This is a genomic window from Anaeromyxobacter oryzae, from assembly GCF_023169945.1.
GTDB classification, from domain to species: domain Bacteria; phylum Myxococcota; class Myxococcia; order Myxococcales; family Anaeromyxobacteraceae; genus Anaeromyxobacter; species Anaeromyxobacter oryzae.
The window spans coordinates 2,052,854-2,068,394 of sequence record NZ_AP025591.1 but is presented as its reverse complement, the minus strand read 5'-3'; the positions used below and the strand labels follow the sequence as shown (position 1 = coordinate 2,068,394).

The 15,541-nt window shown below is 74.5% G+C and carries 16 protein-coding genes; 10 read left to right on the top strand and 6 right to left on the bottom strand.

The window, feature by feature from the left end; translation table 11 throughout:
• The first annotated feature begins 305 nt into the window (after window positions 1–305).
• Together AMOR_RS09060 and AMOR_RS09055 are read left to right on the top strand one after the other, a co-directional pair.
• Complete coding sequence (locus AMOR_RS09060) at window positions 306–995, top strand: response regulator transcription factor (RefSeq protein ID WP_248360491.1); 690 nt, start codon at window positions 306–308, stop codon at window positions 993–995.
• Window positions 992–2,365: a sensor histidine kinase gene (locus AMOR_RS09055; protein WP_248360490.1), complete on the top strand. Its 1,374-nt coding sequence runs from the start codon at window positions 992–994 to the stop codon at window positions 2,363–2,365. The genes AMOR_RS09060 and AMOR_RS09055 overlap by 4 nt, the downstream gene beginning before the upstream one ends.
• Before the next feature lie 288 nt (window positions 2,366–2,653).
• Here the strand turns inward: AMOR_RS09055 and serS are convergent, their stop codons facing one another.
• Entirely contained in the window at window positions 2,654–3,961 is a 1,308-nt protein-coding gene (gene serS / locus AMOR_RS09050; RefSeq protein ID WP_248360489.1) for a serine--tRNA ligase, read from the bottom strand.
• A gap of 121 nt (window positions 3,962–4,082) precedes the next feature.
• Between serS and AMOR_RS09045 the strand changes: the two genes are divergently transcribed.
• From AMOR_RS09045 to AMOR_RS09035, 3 genes are read left to right on the top strand one after another with little or no spacing between them, the layout of a single operon-like run.
• Entirely contained in the window at window positions 4,083–4,775 is a 693-nt protein-coding gene (locus AMOR_RS09045; protein WP_248360488.1) for an RNA polymerase sigma factor, read from the top strand.
• Window positions 4,772–5,278, top strand: coding sequence for a zf-HC2 domain-containing protein (locus AMOR_RS09040; RefSeq protein ID WP_248360487.1), 507 nt, complete (start codon window positions 4,772–4,774; stop codon window positions 5,276–5,278). Before AMOR_RS09045 ends, AMOR_RS09040 begins: the two co-directional genes overlap by 4 nt.
• A 37-nt stretch (window positions 5,279–5,315) precedes the next feature.
• Entirely contained in the window at window positions 5,316–6,014 is a 699-nt protein-coding gene (locus tag AMOR_RS09035; RefSeq protein ID WP_248360486.1) for a periplasmic heavy metal sensor, read from the top strand.
• A gap of 153 nt (window positions 6,015–6,167) precedes the next feature.
• Here the strand turns inward: AMOR_RS09035 and AMOR_RS09030 are convergent, their stop codons facing one another.
• From AMOR_RS09030 to AMOR_RS09015, 4 genes are all read right to left on the bottom strand, one after another.
• Entirely contained in the window at window positions 6,168–6,323 is a 156-nt protein-coding gene (locus AMOR_RS09030; RefSeq protein WP_248360485.1) for a hypothetical protein, read from the bottom strand.
• A 342-nt stretch (window positions 6,324–6,665) separates the two neighbouring features.
• Window positions 6,666–7,058 (bottom strand): ArsR/SmtB family transcription factor, encoded by a 393-nt coding sequence (locus AMOR_RS09025; protein WP_248360484.1) that lies wholly within the window; start codon window positions 7,056–7,058, stop codon window positions 6,666–6,668.
• Window positions 7,045–7,491 (bottom strand): SRPBCC family protein, encoded by a 447-nt coding sequence (locus tag AMOR_RS09020; RefSeq protein WP_248360483.1) that lies wholly within the window; start codon window positions 7,489–7,491, stop codon window positions 7,045–7,047. The genes AMOR_RS09025 and AMOR_RS09020 overlap by 14 nt, the downstream gene beginning before the upstream one ends.
• Before the next feature lie 497 nt (window positions 7,492–7,988).
• Window positions 7,989–8,834: a hemerythrin domain-containing protein gene (locus AMOR_RS09015; protein ID WP_248360482.1), complete on the bottom strand. Its 846-nt coding sequence runs from the start codon at window positions 8,832–8,834 to the stop codon at window positions 7,989–7,991.
• 184 nt (window positions 8,835–9,018) lie between these two features.
• Here AMOR_RS09015 and AMOR_RS09010 point away from each other — a divergent pair, with 184 nt between their 5' ends.
• The 3 genes from AMOR_RS09010 (at window position 9,019) to AMOR_RS09000 (ending at window position 11,079) form a co-directional block, all read left to right on the top strand.
• Window positions 9,019–9,819, top strand: a complete 801-nt coding sequence (locus AMOR_RS09010) for an SDR family NAD(P)-dependent oxidoreductase (RefSeq protein ID WP_248360481.1) — start codon at window positions 9,019–9,021, stop codon at window positions 9,817–9,819.
• Window positions 9,816–10,610, top strand: coding sequence for a hypothetical protein (locus AMOR_RS09005; RefSeq protein ID WP_248360480.1), 795 nt, complete (start codon window positions 9,816–9,818; stop codon window positions 10,608–10,610). Before AMOR_RS09010 ends, AMOR_RS09005 begins: the two co-directional genes overlap by 4 nt.
• A gap of 109 nt (window positions 10,611–10,719) precedes the next feature.
• Window positions 10,720–11,079: an endonuclease domain-containing protein gene (locus AMOR_RS09000; RefSeq protein ID WP_248360479.1), complete on the top strand. Its 360-nt coding sequence runs from the start codon at window positions 10,720–10,722 to the stop codon at window positions 11,077–11,079.
• A gap of 510 nt (window positions 11,080–11,589) precedes the next feature.
• Here AMOR_RS09000 and AMOR_RS08995 read toward each other — a convergent pair.
• Window positions 11,590–12,381: an alpha/beta fold hydrolase gene (locus AMOR_RS08995; protein ID WP_248360478.1), complete on the bottom strand. Its 792-nt coding sequence runs from the start codon at window positions 12,379–12,381 to the stop codon at window positions 11,590–11,592.
• A 320-nt stretch (window positions 12,382–12,701) separates the two neighbouring features.
• On the opposite strand from AMOR_RS08995, the gene AMOR_RS08990 reads away from it, so the two are divergent.
• Window positions 12,702–14,159: a TldD/PmbA family protein gene (locus AMOR_RS08990; RefSeq protein ID WP_248360477.1), complete on the top strand. Its 1,458-nt coding sequence runs from the start codon at window positions 12,702–12,704 to the stop codon at window positions 14,157–14,159.
• Between the two features lies 1 nt (window position 14,160).
• A complete protein-coding gene (locus AMOR_RS08985; RefSeq protein WP_248360476.1) occupies window positions 14,161–15,537 on the top strand; it encodes a TldD/PmbA family protein in 1,377 nt (458 codons plus the stop codon).
• Window positions 15,538–15,541: the final 4 nt, after the last annotated feature.

Sequence of the window (15,541 nt, the reverse complement as noted above, 5' to 3'; positions counted from 1 at the left end):
CACGATGCTCGAATCGACGCATCCGGTGCGCCTCTCGCGAGCGCCGAGGAGGCGCGCCGGTGTCGGTGCATCACGCCCATCCGCCTCGCCGCAGCCGCGCCACTGCGCACGTCGCCTCGGGTCCGACACCGGCTCCGACGCGCGGCGCCGACACGGCGACCGCAGGCCGCCTGTGCAGCGACGGGCTCACCTCGCCTCGCTCGCCGGCGGGCGAGCGCGTGCTCCCCACTCCGGTCAGGCACCCGCGGCGCTTGGCCTCGCAGCCGCTTCGGGGGATCATGCGCCCCCGTGCGAGGCTCCGAACGATGAAGCTCTTGCTGGTCGAGGACGAGGAACGCGTCGCGCGGATGCTCGCGCGTGGCCTCGGAGAGGAAGGCCACCAGGTCGACGTCGTCGGCACCGGCCTGCAGGCGCGTGACCAGGGGCTCGCGGTCGCCTACGACGTCGTGGTCCTCGACTGGTCGCTGCCGGACCTCGACGGCGTCTCCGTGCTCCGCGAGTGGCGCACCCGCGGCCTCCGCACCCCGGTCCTCCTCCTCACCGCGCGCGGCTCCACCGGCGAGAAGGTCACCGGGCTCCGCGCCGGCGCGGACGACTACCTCGTGAAGCCGTTCGCGTTCGACGAGCTGCTCGCGCGCCTCGAGGCGCTCCACCGCCGCGGCGGCGCCACCGACGCCTTCGTGCTCGGCGCGGCGACCCTCGACGCCCGCCGCCGGGCGCTCGTGCTCGGCGCGAAGGCCGAGCCGCTCACCGCGCGCGAGTTCGCCCTCTTCTCCGAGCTCGCCTCGCACGCCGGCGAGGTCCTCTCGCGCTCGAAGCTCGTCCAGACGGTCTGGGGCGCCGACTTCGACGGCAACACCAACGTCGTCGACGTGTACGTCGGCTATCTCCGCACCAAGATCGAGCGGCTCGGCGTCGACGGCCTCGAGATCCAGGCGGTGCGCGGCGTCGGGTACCGCCTCGCCGTCCCGCCGCCACCGGGGCCGCGCACGTGAAGCTCGCGACGCGCCTGTGGCTCTGGGGCGCGCTCGTCCCGTTCGTGGGCACCGTCGCGGCGCTCCTCGCCGCCGGCCAGATCTTCCGCGCGAACCTCGAGCGCACCGTGGACGAGGCGCTGCTCGGCCAGGCCGCCGTCGAGGCGGTGAGCATGTTCGACGGCCCGAACTACTCGCCCCACCTGCACATCCTCAAGTCGCCGCTCCAGCACGCCGTCGCGCAGATCGCGCCGGCGATCGCGCTGTACGAGCCGGACGGCCGCGTGCGGATCCGGTACCCGAGCGACGCCCGCGAGGGCTGGACGGCGGAGCGGCTCCGCCCCGAGGACGTCGAGCCCGAGCCCCGGCTCGAGACGCGGCAGCTCCCCGACGGCACCCGGCTCCGCGTCGTCTCCGTCGAGATCAAGAGCCCGGCCGGCGAGCCGCACGCGCTGCAGCTCGCGGCGTCGCTCGCTCCGGTGGACGCGACGGTCCGCGTCTACCACCGCACCGGCTTCGCGATGGCGCTCGCGCTCGGCGTCGCGCTCTTCCTGCTCCAGAGCTACCTCGCCGCTCGCGTGAGCGCGCGCGTGAAGCGGCTCACCGGACACATGGGGGCGCTCCGCGAGGGGAAGCTCGATGCCGTCCCGCCGCGGCCGGAGGGCGGGGACGAGATCGCGGAGCTCACCGGCGTCGTCGCCGACGCGACCGCGAAGCTCCGCGGTGCGCGCGCGGCGCAGGACCTCCTCGTCGCGGAGGCGGCCCACGAGCTCCGGACGCCGCTCACGCTCATGCGCACTTCGATCGACCTCGCGCTGCGGCGGAAGCGCGAGGTGCCGGAGCTGGTGGCGTCGCTCGAGGAGACCCGGCGCGAGGTGGATCGGCTCGCGCACCTCTCGACGCGGCTCCTCGACTTCGCCACCGCGCGGCGCGGCACCTGGGATCGCGCGCCGGGCGACCTCGCGGCCGTCGCGCGCGACGCGGCCGAGGCGGCGCGCGCCGCGGCGGAGGAGCGGCGCCTGCTCGTGCAGGTCATCGCGCCCGCGCCGGTGCCCGCGCTGTTCGATCCAGAGGGCCTGCGCCAGGCGGTCGACAACCTCGTCGGGAACGCGATCAAGTTCAGCCCACCGGGGACGGCGGTGACCGTCGCCGTGGCCGAGGACGGCAGGATCGCGCGGCTCGTGGTGCAGGACGAGGGGCCGGGTATCCCCGTCGAGGACCGCGAGCGGTTCTTTCATCCGTTCGAGCGCGGGCGGGACGGGGCACGCGGGGCGGGGCTTGGGCTTGCGATCGTGCGCGAGATCGCGAACGGGCATGGTGGGCGGGCGTACGCGACCGATGCGCCGCGGGGCGCGCGGGTGGTGATCGAGATTCCTTCGGCGCGGGCGTAGAGGTCCAGGCGGCGCCCCTCACCCTGGCCCTCTCCCCCCCCGGGTGAAGCTCGGGGGGAGAGGGAAGCCTCATGTGTATCGGGCGCTCGACTTCGCGCGGAGCGTCTGCGCGGTGATCCGCTCGAGTCGCGGGCCTGGAGGTCCAGGCGGCCCCCCTCACCCTGGCCCTCTCCCCCCGCTCCGCTTCGCTGCGCGGGGGGAGAGGGAAATTCTGCACGCGTCTTTTCCGAGCCTCGCAGCCCGCAGCCGAGACCCCGCGGCCTGACGCCCGAAGCCCGAAGCCTTCCGCTACCGCTCGACCCCCCGCGGGAACTTCTGCGCGGTGATCCGCTCGAGCCCGCCCATGTACGGCCGCAGCGGCTCCGGCACGATCACCGAGCCGTCCGCCTGCTGGTACTGCTCGAGGATCGCGACGATGGTCCGGCCGACCGCCACGCCCGAGCCGTTCAGCGTGTGCGCGAGCCTGGGCTTCCCGCCCTCGCCGCGGTAGCGCACGCGGATCCGGCGCGCCTGGAAGTCCTCGCAGTTCGAGACGGAGCTGATCTCGCGGTACGCCTCCTGGCCCGGGCACCAGACCTCGATGTCGTAGGTCTTCGCCGACGCGAAGCCCATGTCGCCCGTACAGAGGAGCGAGATGCGGTGGTGGAGCCCGAGGCGGCGGAGCACCTCGGCGGCGTCGTCCACCATCTTCTCGTGCTGGTCGTAGCTCTCGTCCGCCTTCGCGAACTTCACGAGCTCGACCTTGTGGAACTGGTGCTGCCGCATGATGCCGCGCGTGTCACGGCCCGCGCTCCCCGCCTCGGCGCGGAAGCACGGGCTGAAGGCGCAGTACGAGACCGGCAGCGCGTCCGCCTCGAAGATCTCGTCCCGGTGCATGTTGGTCACCGGGACCTCCGCCGTCGGGATGAGGTACATCGGCGGCGTGTTGGTCGTCTTGAAGAGGTCCTCCTCGAACTTCGGGAGCTGGCCGGTGCCGGTCATGGTCTCGCCGGTGACGAGGTAGGGCGGGAGGATCTCGAGATACCCGCGCGACGTGTGCACGTCGGCGAAGAACGAGATGATCGCCCGCTCGAGCTTCGCGGCGGCGCCCTTCAGGATCGTGAAGCGCGAGCCCGACAGCTTCGCGGCCTGCTGCCACTCGAGGATCCCGAGCGCCTCGCCGACCTCCCAGTGCGGCCTCGGCTTGAAGTCGTAGGCCTTCTTCTCGCCCCAGGTCCGGACGACCACGTTGTCGTGCTCGTCCTTGCCGGTCGGGACCGAGTCGTGGGGCGGGTTCGGGACGAGGAGCAGGAGCCGCTCGATCTCCGCCTCGACCTCGCCGAGCTCGGCCTCGGTCTTCTTCGCCACGTCGCCGAGCGCCCGGAGCGCCGCACGCGCCGCGTCCATGGCCGCCTGGTCGCCCTTCGCGAGCGTCCGCATCTTCGCGTTCGCGTCCGCCTGCTCCTTCTTCTGCTTCTCGAGGAGCACGTTCAGCTCGCGCCGGCGCGCCGCGAGGGGCTTCACCGGGGCGAGCGCGGCCACCGCGCCCTCGCCGCGGCGGGCGAGCCGCCTCTCGTAGCTCTCGAAGTCGCTGGCGACGGCCTTGAGGTCGAGCATCGGTCCTTCCCTCGGGTGTGGAAAAGCCCCGAAAATCGGGGCTCCGGAGCGGGCCCCAGGATTAGTCTTTAACCTCTGGACGGGCAAGGGGTCAGGTAGAGGCGTGACCCCGGGGAAGCGCATGGCCGACGAGAGGGACCAGGGCAGGCGCCCCGCGCTGCGGGTGGTCGCGGGCGGGGCGGCGTCGCGCCCCGGCGCGGGCGGCAGCGCGGCGCACGGCGAGCCGGCCGGCGCGGCCGCGGACGAGACGCCCCGGATCCGGCCGGTCGACGAGGGGCTCCTCGCGGCGTTCCTCGTCGGCGACGACGACGCCTTCGCCGAGCTCTTCCGGCGCCACGAGGCGCTCGTGCTCGCGCTGGTGCGGCGCTACGCCCGCACGCCGGAGGACGCCCGCGACCTCGCGCAGCGGACCTTCCTCCGCGCCCTCGAGGCCGCCCGCCGCACGCTCCGGCGCGGCCCCGTCGCGGTGCCCTTCCGCCGCTGGCTCGTCCGGATCGCCGTGAACCTCGCGAAGAACCACCTCCGCGACGAGCGCCGCTTCTCGCGCGCGCCGCTCGACGCCCTCGGCTCCGCGGAGGCGACGCAACCCGAGGCGCCCGCGGATCTCGAGCGCGCGGAGCGGACCGCTCGCGTGCGCCGGGCGGTGCTCGAGCTCCCGCGCCGCCAGCGCGAGGTCCTCACCCTGCGCATCGACGCCGAGCTCCCCTTCGCGGAGATCGCCCTCGCGCTCGGCATCACCGAGAACTCCGCGAAGGTGAGCTTCCACCACGCCACCCGGCGCCTGCGGGCGCTCGTCGAGGAGGACCACCCGTGACCGCCGCCTGTGCCGACCTGCAGGTGCTCCTCTCGCTCCGCGCCGCCGGCGCGCTCGTGCCGGCCGAGGAGGCGCTCGTCGCGGCGCACCTCGCGGACTGCGCGGCGTGCCGCGCCGAGGCCGCGCGCGACGCGGACGTGCTCGGGCTGGCGCGCCTCCCCGAGCCCTCCGAGGGCGAGCGCCGCGCGGTCGCCGCCGTGCCGGAGCGCGTCGTCGCGGCCGTGCGGCGCACGGAGGCGCGGCGCGGCGCGGGGAAGCGGGTCGTCGCGGTCGTGGCCGCGATCGCCGCCGTCGCGGTGATGGTCGCCGCGCCCGCGGTGCTCCGGAAGCAGCCGCCGGAGCTCGCGTCGGCGCAGGTCGCCGCGACGTGGACGGAGCCGGACGTGGACGGGCTCTGGAGCGAGACGGACGTGCTGGAGCTCGAGTCCGCGTCCGCGAGCGGTGCGGACGGAACCGCGAGCGACGCGGCCCTCGCCGCGCTGGACGTGGACGAGGGCGGATAGCCTCTCACCCGGAGTGACAGACAGAAGGAGAATGGAGATGAGGAAGATCCTCGTTGCGCTGATGGTGTGCCCGCTCGTCGCGCTGGCCCAGGGGCCGGCGAATCCGCCGGGACAGGGGCAAGGGCAGGGGCAGGGCGCCGGACCGGGGCGCGGGATGGGCCCGGGCCGCGGTGACCCGGCGCGGATGGAGAAGCGGATGCGGCTCGCGCGGACGCTCGGGCTCGCGGAGGCGCTCGACCTCGACAGCGCGCAGGCGCTGAAGCTCGGCGACACGCTTCAGAAGTACGACGACCGCCGCACGGCGGCGCGGAAGCAGATCCGCGACGCGCGCGAGACGCTCCGCAAGGCGGCCGCGAGCGACAAGGCCAACGCCGCGGAGGTCGACGGGGCGATCAAGAGCATCTTCGAGGCGCGCACGCAGCTCCAGGCGTCCGACCGCGACATGCTGGCGGCGATCTCGAAGGACCTCCCCGCCGAGAAGCGGGCGCGCGCCGCGCTCTTCCTCGGGCGGTTCGAGAGCCGGATCGAGCGGCGGATGATCATGCACCGTGGCCCGGGCGGCCCCGGCCACCCCGGCGGGATGGGTCCGGGGATGATGCGCGGCCCCGGCTCGCAGATGGGCATGGGCCCGGGCGGAATGCAGAGTGACCGCTACACGTTCAGGAGCGGCGGCCCAGACGACGAGCAGATGGACCTGTGCACGGGCGAGGACTGCCCGATGGACGACGAGGAGTAGAAGCATCCGCGGCGCTCGCTCCGGTGGATCCAGGGAGACACCGGAGCGGGTGGCGGTGGTCAGGAAGCCGGTGGCGCCCGGGGACAGGCGCCGCCGGATTCCGCTTTTCTGGCGAGGGCTGCGCCGCCGCCCTTCGGGCAAAGCCGCGCGCGCTCAGCCTGAGACGCGGGGCCCGTGACCCTCGCGTGGCTGCTCGAGCAGCGGCGTGGCGCGCGCGCGGACCGCGGGGTCGGGATCGGCGAGGACGCGCCAGAGTGCGAGCGTGAGCCCGTGATCGGAGGACCTGACCGTGAGGAGATCGTCCGCCACCAGGGTCCGAGGGGACCGCGACGAGCGGCGGGCGCCCGAACGCGCGCCGGAGCGGGTCGAGCACGCGGGCGCGTGTGGCCGGCGAGGCGCGAATCTCGTCCGCGAGGTCGTACGTCGGAGAGCGCCTCGGTCCGGAATGCCGGCACGGAGACGCCCAGGGGCCGGTTCGCGAGGCCCCCACCCTGCGTGCACTCATGAGGCGTCACCGGCCGGGCGGGCGGCTCCGGGGCGGAAGAGGACGCCGGGCCGTCGACGATCAGGCCGTCCGGCGTCGCCAGTTACCGGTAGCTCGGTCATCGCGAGCCGCCGCGGGCGGGCCACGCGGTGACCGCCGCGCCTCGTTCACTCCTCGACGAACTTCCTCAGCCGCTCGAGGGCCTCGTCCCAACGCCTCGAGATCTCCTCCAGCGTCCGGCGCGCCTCGCCGAGCCGCTCCGGCTCGAGTTCCCAGAGCCGCTCCCGGCCGCGCCACGTGTCGCGGACGAGCCCGGCGTCGGCGAGGACCTGCAGGTGCTTCGTGACCGCTTGCCGCGTGACCGCGGAGCCCTCCGTGAGCCGCGCGATCGACCACGGACCGCCGTCGCAGAGGCGCGCGACGAGCGCGAGCCGGGTCTCGTCGCCGAGCGCGGCGAACACCGGCGCCGCCAGGGTGACCGCGAAGGCGCCCTTTGACTCCGCGCCGCCTGCGGCGACGCGACGCTCCGGGCGAACGGCTTTCCCGCTACGCCGAGACATGTCGCTCGATGTTCCTGAGCTGCTCGGCCCAGCCGCCGTCGTTCATGCGGAAGGCAGTGGCGCGGCGCGGCTCGGGGAGCCGATCGAAGCCGGACTCCACGACGGTGAGCTCGGTGCCGCCCGCGATCTCGACGAGCCGGAACTCGACGAGAGTGGTCGGCTCGGCAGTCACGTCGACGCCCGGCTGCGGGTACGGGTGCCACCGCCACGAGAGGAGCTGCTCGGGCTCGACCCGTTCGACGGTGAGCTCGACCTTCCAGGTCTCGTACCCGGGCGTGGTGATCCGGCCGGTGACGCGGGCCCCGGGCGCGAACCCGCCGTCGAGCCTCATGCCGAACCAGGTCCCGAACTCCTCCGCGCTCGCAATGGCGCGCCACACCCTCGATCGCGGCGCGCGCAGCACGATCTTCTTCTCGATCCGGTCCGTGGTCATGCGCAACCCCCAGGTTGCACGTTAACCAGGGCCGCGAAGCGCAACCGGATGGTTGCAGGTGAGCCCGTCAGGGGCAGGGAAACGAGGTGTGGTGGGCCCGGCCGCGCGACGCGCGCGCGGCCACGGCGCCGGGCGCGCGTCGTTCGCGGCGAGCGAAGCGGCGCTCCCGCTCGCCGTGCGATCCGGAACCCCGGCGGCGCTCCCGCTCGCCCTGCGATCCGGCTCCCCTGCGGCGCTCCCGCTCGCCGTGCGATCCGGAACCCCGGCGGCGCTCCCGCTCGCCCTGCGATCCGGCTCCCCCGCGGCGCTCCCGCTCGCCCTGCGATCCGGCACCCCCGCGGCGCTCTCGCTCGCCGTGCAACCGGCCCCCAGAGGTCCCTCTCCCCCCGGGCTTCACCGGGGGGAGAGGGTAGGGTGAGGGGGGCACTCGCGCCGCAAGGAGTCGAAGCCAGCGCCCATCCACTGCTCGGCCGCTTCCCCCGTCACGCTCGATGGCGTCAATGCACCGTCGGCCTGCTCTCCCCGCGACCGCCACCCCTCGCCACCTGCCGTCCGGCCTTCTGCACCTTCCGCGACGCCTGCTCCCCCCGCCGCCCGGCGTCGGTGAGCGCCTCGGCCCCGCGCCTGCGCCCTTCCGCGAGCGCTTGTGTGCTCCGGGCCCGTCCGCGCTCCACCGCCTCGCGGCCGCGCTGGGCGGCCTCGCCGACGACCTCGCGCCCGCGCCGCTCCGCCCTTCCGATCGCGAAGCGCGCCACGTCCATGCCCTGCCGCCCCGCGCGCTCGACGAGCAACCGGAGCGTCCCGAGCGCGTCACGCAGCGTGTCCCGCGCGCGGTCGAGGAGCGCTGCGAGCGCGTTCGCGACGACGTTCGCCGGCGGGGTGTCGGGCGCAGCGGGGTGCGGCCGGGTCGGCGCCGCTCGCTTCGCCTCGACGAGCGCGTCGCCGAGCTCCCGGAGCTTCGCCGCGTCGATGGCGCGCCGCAGCCGCGGCAGGAGCTCGCGCTCCTCCTCGGCGACGTGGTGCCGGACCTCGGTCGCGAGCACCCGCACCTTCGCCTCGAACCGCTCCGCGCCCGGGCCGAGCGCCTCCAGCTCCGAGAGCGTGAGCTTCGCCGCGTGGTGCTCCTCGAGCGCGCCGAGCACGTCGTCCTCGACGCCCGCCGCGCGGAGCGCCGGGTACACGAGCTCCTCCTCCACGGCGGCGTGCACCGAGAGCTCGCGCACGAGGTCGCGCACGATGCGCGCCTGCTCGCGGCGGCGCCCGTCGCGGGCCGCACGCTCGAACGCCTTGAACAGCGTCTCCACCTCGCGGTGGTCCTTCTGGATCAGCTGGATCGGGTCCAAATCGTGTTCCTCCGCTGGGAACCCTCGGCACGATGGCGCCGCGCGTCAACGCGCCCCGGCTGCCCGGCCGCACCGCGGTCGCTCGCCCTGAGCGTGGACGGCGGCACCGCCCGGGACGGGCGCGGCGCGGCGGCCGCTCGTCTCCCGGGGCGCCGGGGGCGCGCACGCGTTAGACTCGCCCGGAATGCCCACCCCGCCGCGCTCTCCGCGCCTCGCCGTCGTCACCGGCGCGTCCGCCGGGATCGGGCTCGCCCTCGCGCGGCTCGTCGCGCGCGCCGGCCGCCCCGTGCTCGCCGTCGCGCGGCGCGGCGAGCGGCTCGAGGCCCTCGCCGCCGAGGCGAGCCGCGAAGGGTGGGCGCCGATCCACCCGCTCGCCCTCGACGTCGCGGCGCCGGAAGCCGCCGAGGCGATCCGGGCGCGCGCCGGCGCCCTCGGGGGCGCAGGGTGGGTGGTGAACAACGCGGGCCTCGGCCAGTACGGCCGCTTCGCCGAGGCCGATCCGCGGCGGCTGGTCGAGCTCGTCCGCGTGAACTGCGAGGCGGTGGTGCTCGTCTCGCGCGCCTTCGTCGCCGACCTCCGCGCGGGCGGCGGCGGCACGATCCTGAACGTCGCCTCCGCGGCGGCGTTCCAGCCGACGCCGTACATGGCCGTGTACGGCGGGACGAAGGCGTTCGTCCTCTCGTTCACCGAGGCGCTCGCCGAGGAGCTCCGCGGCACCGGCGTGCGCGCCGGCGCGTTCTGCCCAGGGCCCGTCGAGACGGAGTTCGGGGCGGTGGCAGGGACGGGCAACCGGTTCGAGCGGCCGCCGGGGATCCTCACGGCCGAGGAGGCCGCGCGCGAGGCGCTCCGGCAGCTCGAGCGAGGCGAGGTGGTGCGCGTGCCGCACCCGATCTACAAGCTCACCGCGGCGGCGTCGCGCCTCATCCCGCGCGCCGTGCTGCGCCGCGCGTCCGGCCGGATCCACCGGCCCGCGGAGGAGACATGAGTGGCCGCAGGCGAGGGAAGCCCGACGACGCGACGCCCGGAATCGTGCCGGCGTACGAGGGGCCGGAGGTGCTCGAGGCGCTGCTCCGGAAGGCCGGCTCGCCGAGCGGCGCCGACGACGTGATCGCGACCTTCCAGCGGGCGCAGGCGGCGGGCGAGCCGCGCTCGGCGGTGATCCCGGCGCTCTTCCCGGACGAGCCGCGGTTCGCGACGCCCGAGGACGCCCGGCGGCTCTACTCGAACCTCTTCGGCCTGTGGGCCCGGCTCGCCGCGGGCCTCGGCGCGCACGACGACGCGCCGGAGGTGGTCCCCGAGGCGTCCGAGCCGCCGCCGCTCCCGGAGCGTGGCGCGATCTCCGGCTCGATCGTTCCGGCCGACCTCGTCGAGGCGATCTGGAAGAACCTCGCCGCCGCGCCGCCGCGAGAGGTGCAGCGCCAGCGCGACCGGTTCACGAACGTGCAGCCGGATCTCGCGGCGTGGCTCGACGTGGTGGCCCTACCGGACTCCGGCGCGCTCGCCACGCAGGACCTCGCGTTCGAGGCCTGGGCGATGTTCGATCACGCGTTCGGCGAGCGGCTCGGCGGGGTGGAGTGGCGGACGCTCACCACGCTCGAGAAGGAACCGCCGCCGCTCGAGGAGACGCAGCCCCCGCTCGCCGCGTACGCGGCGGAGCAGCTCGACGTGCTCGAGGGCGAGGACCCGGCCTTCGGCGAGGCCGAGCGCGCGCAGGTGGAGCGCGCGATCGCGACGGTCGGGGCGGCGCTGACCGAGGCGGTGCGAGAGCCGTCGTAGGGTCTGCCAGGCCACGTTGCACGCGGTCTGGCTCACGGCCGGCGCGTGGAGCCGAGCGGGAGAGTCAGCGTCCTCGGGCGTCGTCAGACGCGCGCATACACTGTGCGTCATGGGCGTGCCGAGCGAGCCGGTCGCGTTCCGGAGGGCGCTCCGCGGCGGCTCGACGGACGCCGAGGCGAAGCTCTGGCGCGTGCTGCGCGACCGGCGGCTCGGGGGTGTGAAGTTCCGGCGGCAGCATCCGGTCGGTCCCTACGTGCTCGACTTCTTCTGCCGGGCTCACCGGCTCGCGGTCGAGCTGGATGGCGGCCAGCACTACACGCCGGAGGGCGAGGCGCACGACGCGCGGCGGACGGAGTGGCTGGCGGAGCGGGGCATCCGCGTGATCCGGTTCACGGATGCGGAGGCGCTCCGGGACACGGATACGGTGCTCCAGGTCATCTGGGATGCGCTGGGGCTTCCGTCGGGGTGACTTGCCGGTTGCGTCCGGGTGAGCCCCCCTCACCCCGGCCCTCTCCCCCCGCGCGCGTGGGCTTCACGTTGCGCTAGAGCGCGGGGAGAGAGGGAGGAAGTCTTTCCGAGGGCTCTGCCGTGGAGCTCGAGGTGATCTGGCGCTCGCTGTTTCGTCAGGCTGACCGCGGGTGCGTGTGGTGCCCCCCCTCACCCCGGCCCGCTCCCCCCCGCGCGCTTGGGCTTCACGTGGCGCGAGAGCGCGGGGCGAGAGGGAGGAAGTCTTTCCGAGGGCCCTGGCGACGTCGCTCGAAGGAGAAGGTCCCTCGCAGGAGAAGCTCGATCGCCGGGAGAAGCTCCCCCGCGCGCGTGGGCTTCGCGCCGCGCGAGAGCGCGTGGGAGAGCGAAGGACATCCTCGCGTGAAGACGCTCGAAGATCGTCCCCTCTCCCCCACCGGGGGAGAGGGCTAGGGTGAGGGGGCTCGTTCGCTGCGCCTGATCGCGCGATCCCCCGCGGCGCCCGCCCACCGCCCTACGCAGGCAGCTTATCGAGGAACGGCACCATCGCCGCCTCGAACGCGTCCGGATTCTCCAGGTTCGCGAGATGCCCGGCCTTCGGGATGCGCGCGAGCTTCGCCCCCGGAATCGCCTTCGCCATCTTCTCGGACTCGGCCGGCGGCGTGAGGCCGTCCTGCTCGCCGACGATGACCAGCGTCGGGCAGGCGATCTTCGCGAGCGTCGGCGTCGAGTCCGGGCGGCGGGCCATCCCGCGCTGCGCGGCGGCGACGCCGGCGGGCGTGCCGGCGGCGATGAGGTGGCGGACCTCCTTCGCGACGGCCGGATCCGGCGACGGCTTGAGGAGCTTCGGGATCATCTCGTCGGAGACCCACCCGAGCCCCTTCTCGAGCGTGGTCCGCGCGAACTGCTCGCGCATGGCTTTGCCCTCCTCGGTGTCGGCGGCCGCCTTCGTGTCGCAGAGCACGAGGCCGCGGAACAGCGCCGGCGCGCGGCGGTAGAGCTCGAACGACACGTAGCCGCCCATCGAGAGCCCCGCGACCGCGACGCGCTCGATCCGGAGGTGCGCGAGCACCGCGCGGACGTCCTCCGCGATGACGTCCATCGTGGTCGCCTCGGGCGCCACGCCGCTCTTGCCGAGCCCGCGGTAGTCGATCGCGACCACGCGGTGGCGCTTCTCGAGGGCGGCGATCTGGCGCGACCACATCCCCGAGTTCAGCGGGAACGCGTGGAGGAGCAGGACCGCGTCCTTGGCGCTCCCCGCGTCGCGAAAGTGGATCTCCGTTCCGTTCAGGTGGGCGACGGGCATGCGGAAAGCATTAGCACTTCCCGACCGCCGTCATCTGATCCCGGGCCGGCCCGGGAGGGGGGCGGGCGGGCAGGGGGCACCCACGCGCACCCACCTGTGTTCACCGTCGGTGTCCTCCGGTGTCCGGCCGCCGCGGCGCGACCTCGGCGGCGGCGCGGACGGCGGTGCGGGCAGGCGAGGTCTCGGCGGGGCTCCGGCGGGCCTCCACCGCAGGGGCACCCCGGGCTCTCTTCCGCCCGGGCACCGGGGGGCGTCCCGGGTTATGAAGAGCCGGTCCGCCGGCGCGTCGCGCGGCGGGCCTCTCGACAGGCGGGGTGCACATGATGGGACAGGACGTGGGGCGCGGGACGGGACCGCGCGAGGGCATCGGCTACTTCGCGCGCTTCGGGGTGACGGAGCGGCTGATCGCGGAGACGCTCGCCGCCGCCCTCTCGCGGGGTGGCGAGCACGCCGACGTCTTCTTCCAGCACCGCGTCGGCTCGGACCTCGGCCTCGAGGACGGCGCGGTGAACCGGGCCTACGCGTCGGTCGAGCTCGGCGTCGGCGTCCGGGTCGTGAAGGGCGATCAGACCGGCTACGGCTACACCGAGGACCTCTCGCTCCCGGCGCTCCTCGAGTGCGCCCGCACCGCGGCGGCCATCGCCGACGGCCCCGGTCGGCCCGGGCCCGCGCGCTTCCACCTCCGCTCCGATCTGCCGGACCGCTACCCGCTCGTCCGCCCCTGGGACGAGGTGCGGCCGGAGGAGAAGCTGCCCCTCGTGGCCGGCCTGAACGAGCGGGCGTTCGCCGCGGACCCGCGGATCAAGAAGGTGAGCGTCTTCCTCCGCGACGAGGCGGGCGCCGTGCTCGTCGCCGACTCCTCGGGCCGCATCGTCGAGGACCGCCAGCCGATGACGCTCCTCTACCTCTCGGTGCTCGCCGAGGAAGGCGGGCGCCGGGAGCAGAACGGCTACAACGTCGCGGGCCGCGCCGGGTTCGAGTTCTACACGCCGGACCGGCTCGACCGCGTGGTGAGGGAGGCCGTCGCCCGCACCGCGATCCTGTTCGAGGCCGGTCCGCCGCCCGCCGGCGAGATGCCGGTCGTGCTCGCCGCCGGGTCCTCGGGGATCCTCCTCCACGAGGCCATCGGCCACGGCATGGAGGCGGACTTCAACCGCAAGGGCGTCTCGATCTACGCCGACAAGATCGGCAAGCCCATCGCGAAGCCGTTCGTGAACATCGTCGACGACGCCGCGAACCCCGGCGCGCGCGGCGCCATCAACGTCGACGACGAGGGGAACGCCGCCGGCACCACGCACCTCGTGGAGAACGGCATCCTCGCGACCTACCTCCACGACGCGATCTCGGCGAAGCACTACGGCGTCGCGCCCACCGGGAACGGCCGCCGCGAGAGCTACCGCCACCCGCCGCTCCCGCGCATGCGCTCGACGTACATGCTGCCCGGCCCGCACAAGAAGGACGAGATCATCCGCTCCGTGAAGAAGGGCATCTACTGCGTCAACTTCTCGAACGGCCAGGTCAACATCGGTGCGGGCGACTTCACCTTCTACGTGAAGAACGGCTGGCTCATCGAGGACGGCAAGCTCACCCGGCCGGTGAAGGACGTGAACATCATCGGCAACGGGCCCAAGGCGCTCGAGCAGGTGGACATGGTCTCCGACGATCTCGCCATCGACGAGGGCGGCTGGACCTGCGGGAAGGACGGGCAGAGCGTGCCGGTCTCGCAGGGGCTGCCGACGGTGCGGGTCGCGAAGATGACGGTGGGCGGGAGGGGCTGACATGAGCACGACGACGACGCGGTCGCGGGGCACCCCGGCGGCGGCCGACGCGGACTCGAAGGCGCTCCTCGACGTCACGCGCTGCGCGGCGGACCTCGCCCTCGCGAAGGGCGCGAGCGAGGCCGCGGCCGGCGCGTACCGGGCGCGGCACGTCGAGGTGGCGTGGCGCGACGGGAAGCTCGAGAAGGTCACCGAGGCCACCACCCGCGGCCTCGGCCTCGACCTCTACGTGGACGGCCGGTACAGCTCGGTCTCGACGAGCGATCTCCGCGCGGACGCCCTCGAGCGCTTCGTCGAGGACGCCATCGCGCTCGCGCGGACGCTCGCGCCGGACCCGAACCGCCGCCTGCCCGACCCCGCGCTCTACCAGGGCCAGTCGACCATCGACCTCGACCTCGAGGACGGCACCTACGGCGCGCTCGACGCGAGCGCCCGCCGTCGCGCCGCGGAGGCCATCGAGGCCGCCGCGCGTGGCGTGCCCGGCGCCGGAGCGATCCTCTCGGTGACCTCGAGCGTCTCCGACTCCCTCGGGGAGAGCGTCCTCATCCAGACGAACGGGTTCGAGGGCACGCGCCGCTCGACGGACTTCTGGATCGGCGCCGAGGTCACGGTGAAGGATCCCGACGGCCGGCGTCCGGAGGAGTACGCGTCCTCGGGGGCGCGGCATCGCGAGGACGTGGAGGCGCCGGAGATCGTCGGCCGCCGCGCCGGGGAGCGCGCCATCGCCCGCATCGGCTCGACGAAGGGCGAGTCGGCGGTGATGACCATGGCGGTGGACGCGCGCGCGTCCGGCCGGCTCGTCGGCGCGCTGTTCGGACCCCTCGCGGCGGCGTCGATCCAGCAGCGGCGCTCGTTCCTCGAGGGGAAGCTCGGCGCCGAGGTGGGCAGTCCCCTGCTCGACCTCCGCGACGATCCGCTCGTGCCGCGCGGACTCGGCTCCCGGCGCTACGACGGCGAGGGCATCGCGGCGCGGCCGTTCCCGGTCTTCGAGAAGGGCGCCCTCCGGAGCTATTACGTGGACACGTACTACGGCCGGAAGCTCGGGATCGCGCCGACGACCGCGCGCGCGTCGAACCTCGCGTGGCGGCTCGGCGACCGCTCCCAGCCGGAGCTGCTCGCCGCCATCGGCGAGGGGATCCTCGTCACCGGATTCCTGGGCGGGAACTCGAACGGCACGACCGGGGACTTCTCCCTGGGCGTGCGCGGATTCCGGATCCGCGGCGGGCGCCTCGCGGAGCCCATCGGCGAGATGAACGTCTCGGGGAACCACCTCGACCTCTGGAAGCGGCTCGCCGCGGTCGGCAACGATCCGTATCGGTACTCCGCGATGCGGACGCCGACGCTCGTGTTCGAGGGCGTGCAGATCGCGGGGACGTGACCCC

Coding starts and splice junctions, on each gene's coding strand:
- AMOR_RS08990 (WP_248360477.1), top strand. CDS start 12,702: ATGATGGGACAGGACGTGGGGCGCGGGACGGGACCGCGCGAGGGCATC.
- AMOR_RS08985 (WP_248360476.1), top strand. CDS start 14,161: ATGAGCACGACGACGACGCGGTCGCGGGGCACCCCGGCGGCGGCCGAC.
- AMOR_RS09025 (WP_248360484.1), bottom strand. CDS start 7,058: ATGTCTCGGCGTAGCGGGAAAGCCGTTCGCCCGGAGCGTCGCGTCGCC.
- AMOR_RS09000 (WP_248360479.1), top strand. CDS start 10,720: ATGGGCGTGCCGAGCGAGCCGGTCGCGTTCCGGAGGGCGCTCCGCGGC.
- AMOR_RS09010 (WP_248360481.1), top strand. CDS start 9,019: ATGCCCACCCCGCCGCGCTCTCCGCGCCTCGCCGTCGTCACCGGCGCG.
- AMOR_RS09020 (WP_248360483.1), bottom strand. CDS start 7,491: ATGACCACGGACCGGATCGAGAAGAAGATCGTGCTGCGCGCGCCGCGA.
- AMOR_RS09035 (WP_248360486.1), top strand. CDS start 5,316: ATGAGGAAGATCCTCGTTGCGCTGATGGTGTGCCCGCTCGTCGCGCTG.
- AMOR_RS09005 (WP_248360480.1), top strand. CDS start 9,816: ATGAGTGGCCGCAGGCGAGGGAAGCCCGACGACGCGACGCCCGGAATC.
- AMOR_RS08995 (WP_248360478.1), bottom strand. CDS start 12,381: ATGCCCGTCGCCCACCTGAACGGAACGGAGATCCACTTTCGCGACGCG.
- AMOR_RS09045 (WP_248360488.1), top strand. CDS start 4,083: ATGGCCGACGAGAGGGACCAGGGCAGGCGCCCCGCGCTGCGGGTGGTC.
- serS (WP_248360489.1), bottom strand. CDS start 3,961: ATGCTCGACCTCAAGGCCGTCGCCAGCGACTTCGAGAGCTACGAGAGG.
- AMOR_RS09060 (WP_248360491.1), top strand. CDS start 306: ATGAAGCTCTTGCTGGTCGAGGACGAGGAACGCGTCGCGCGGATGCTC.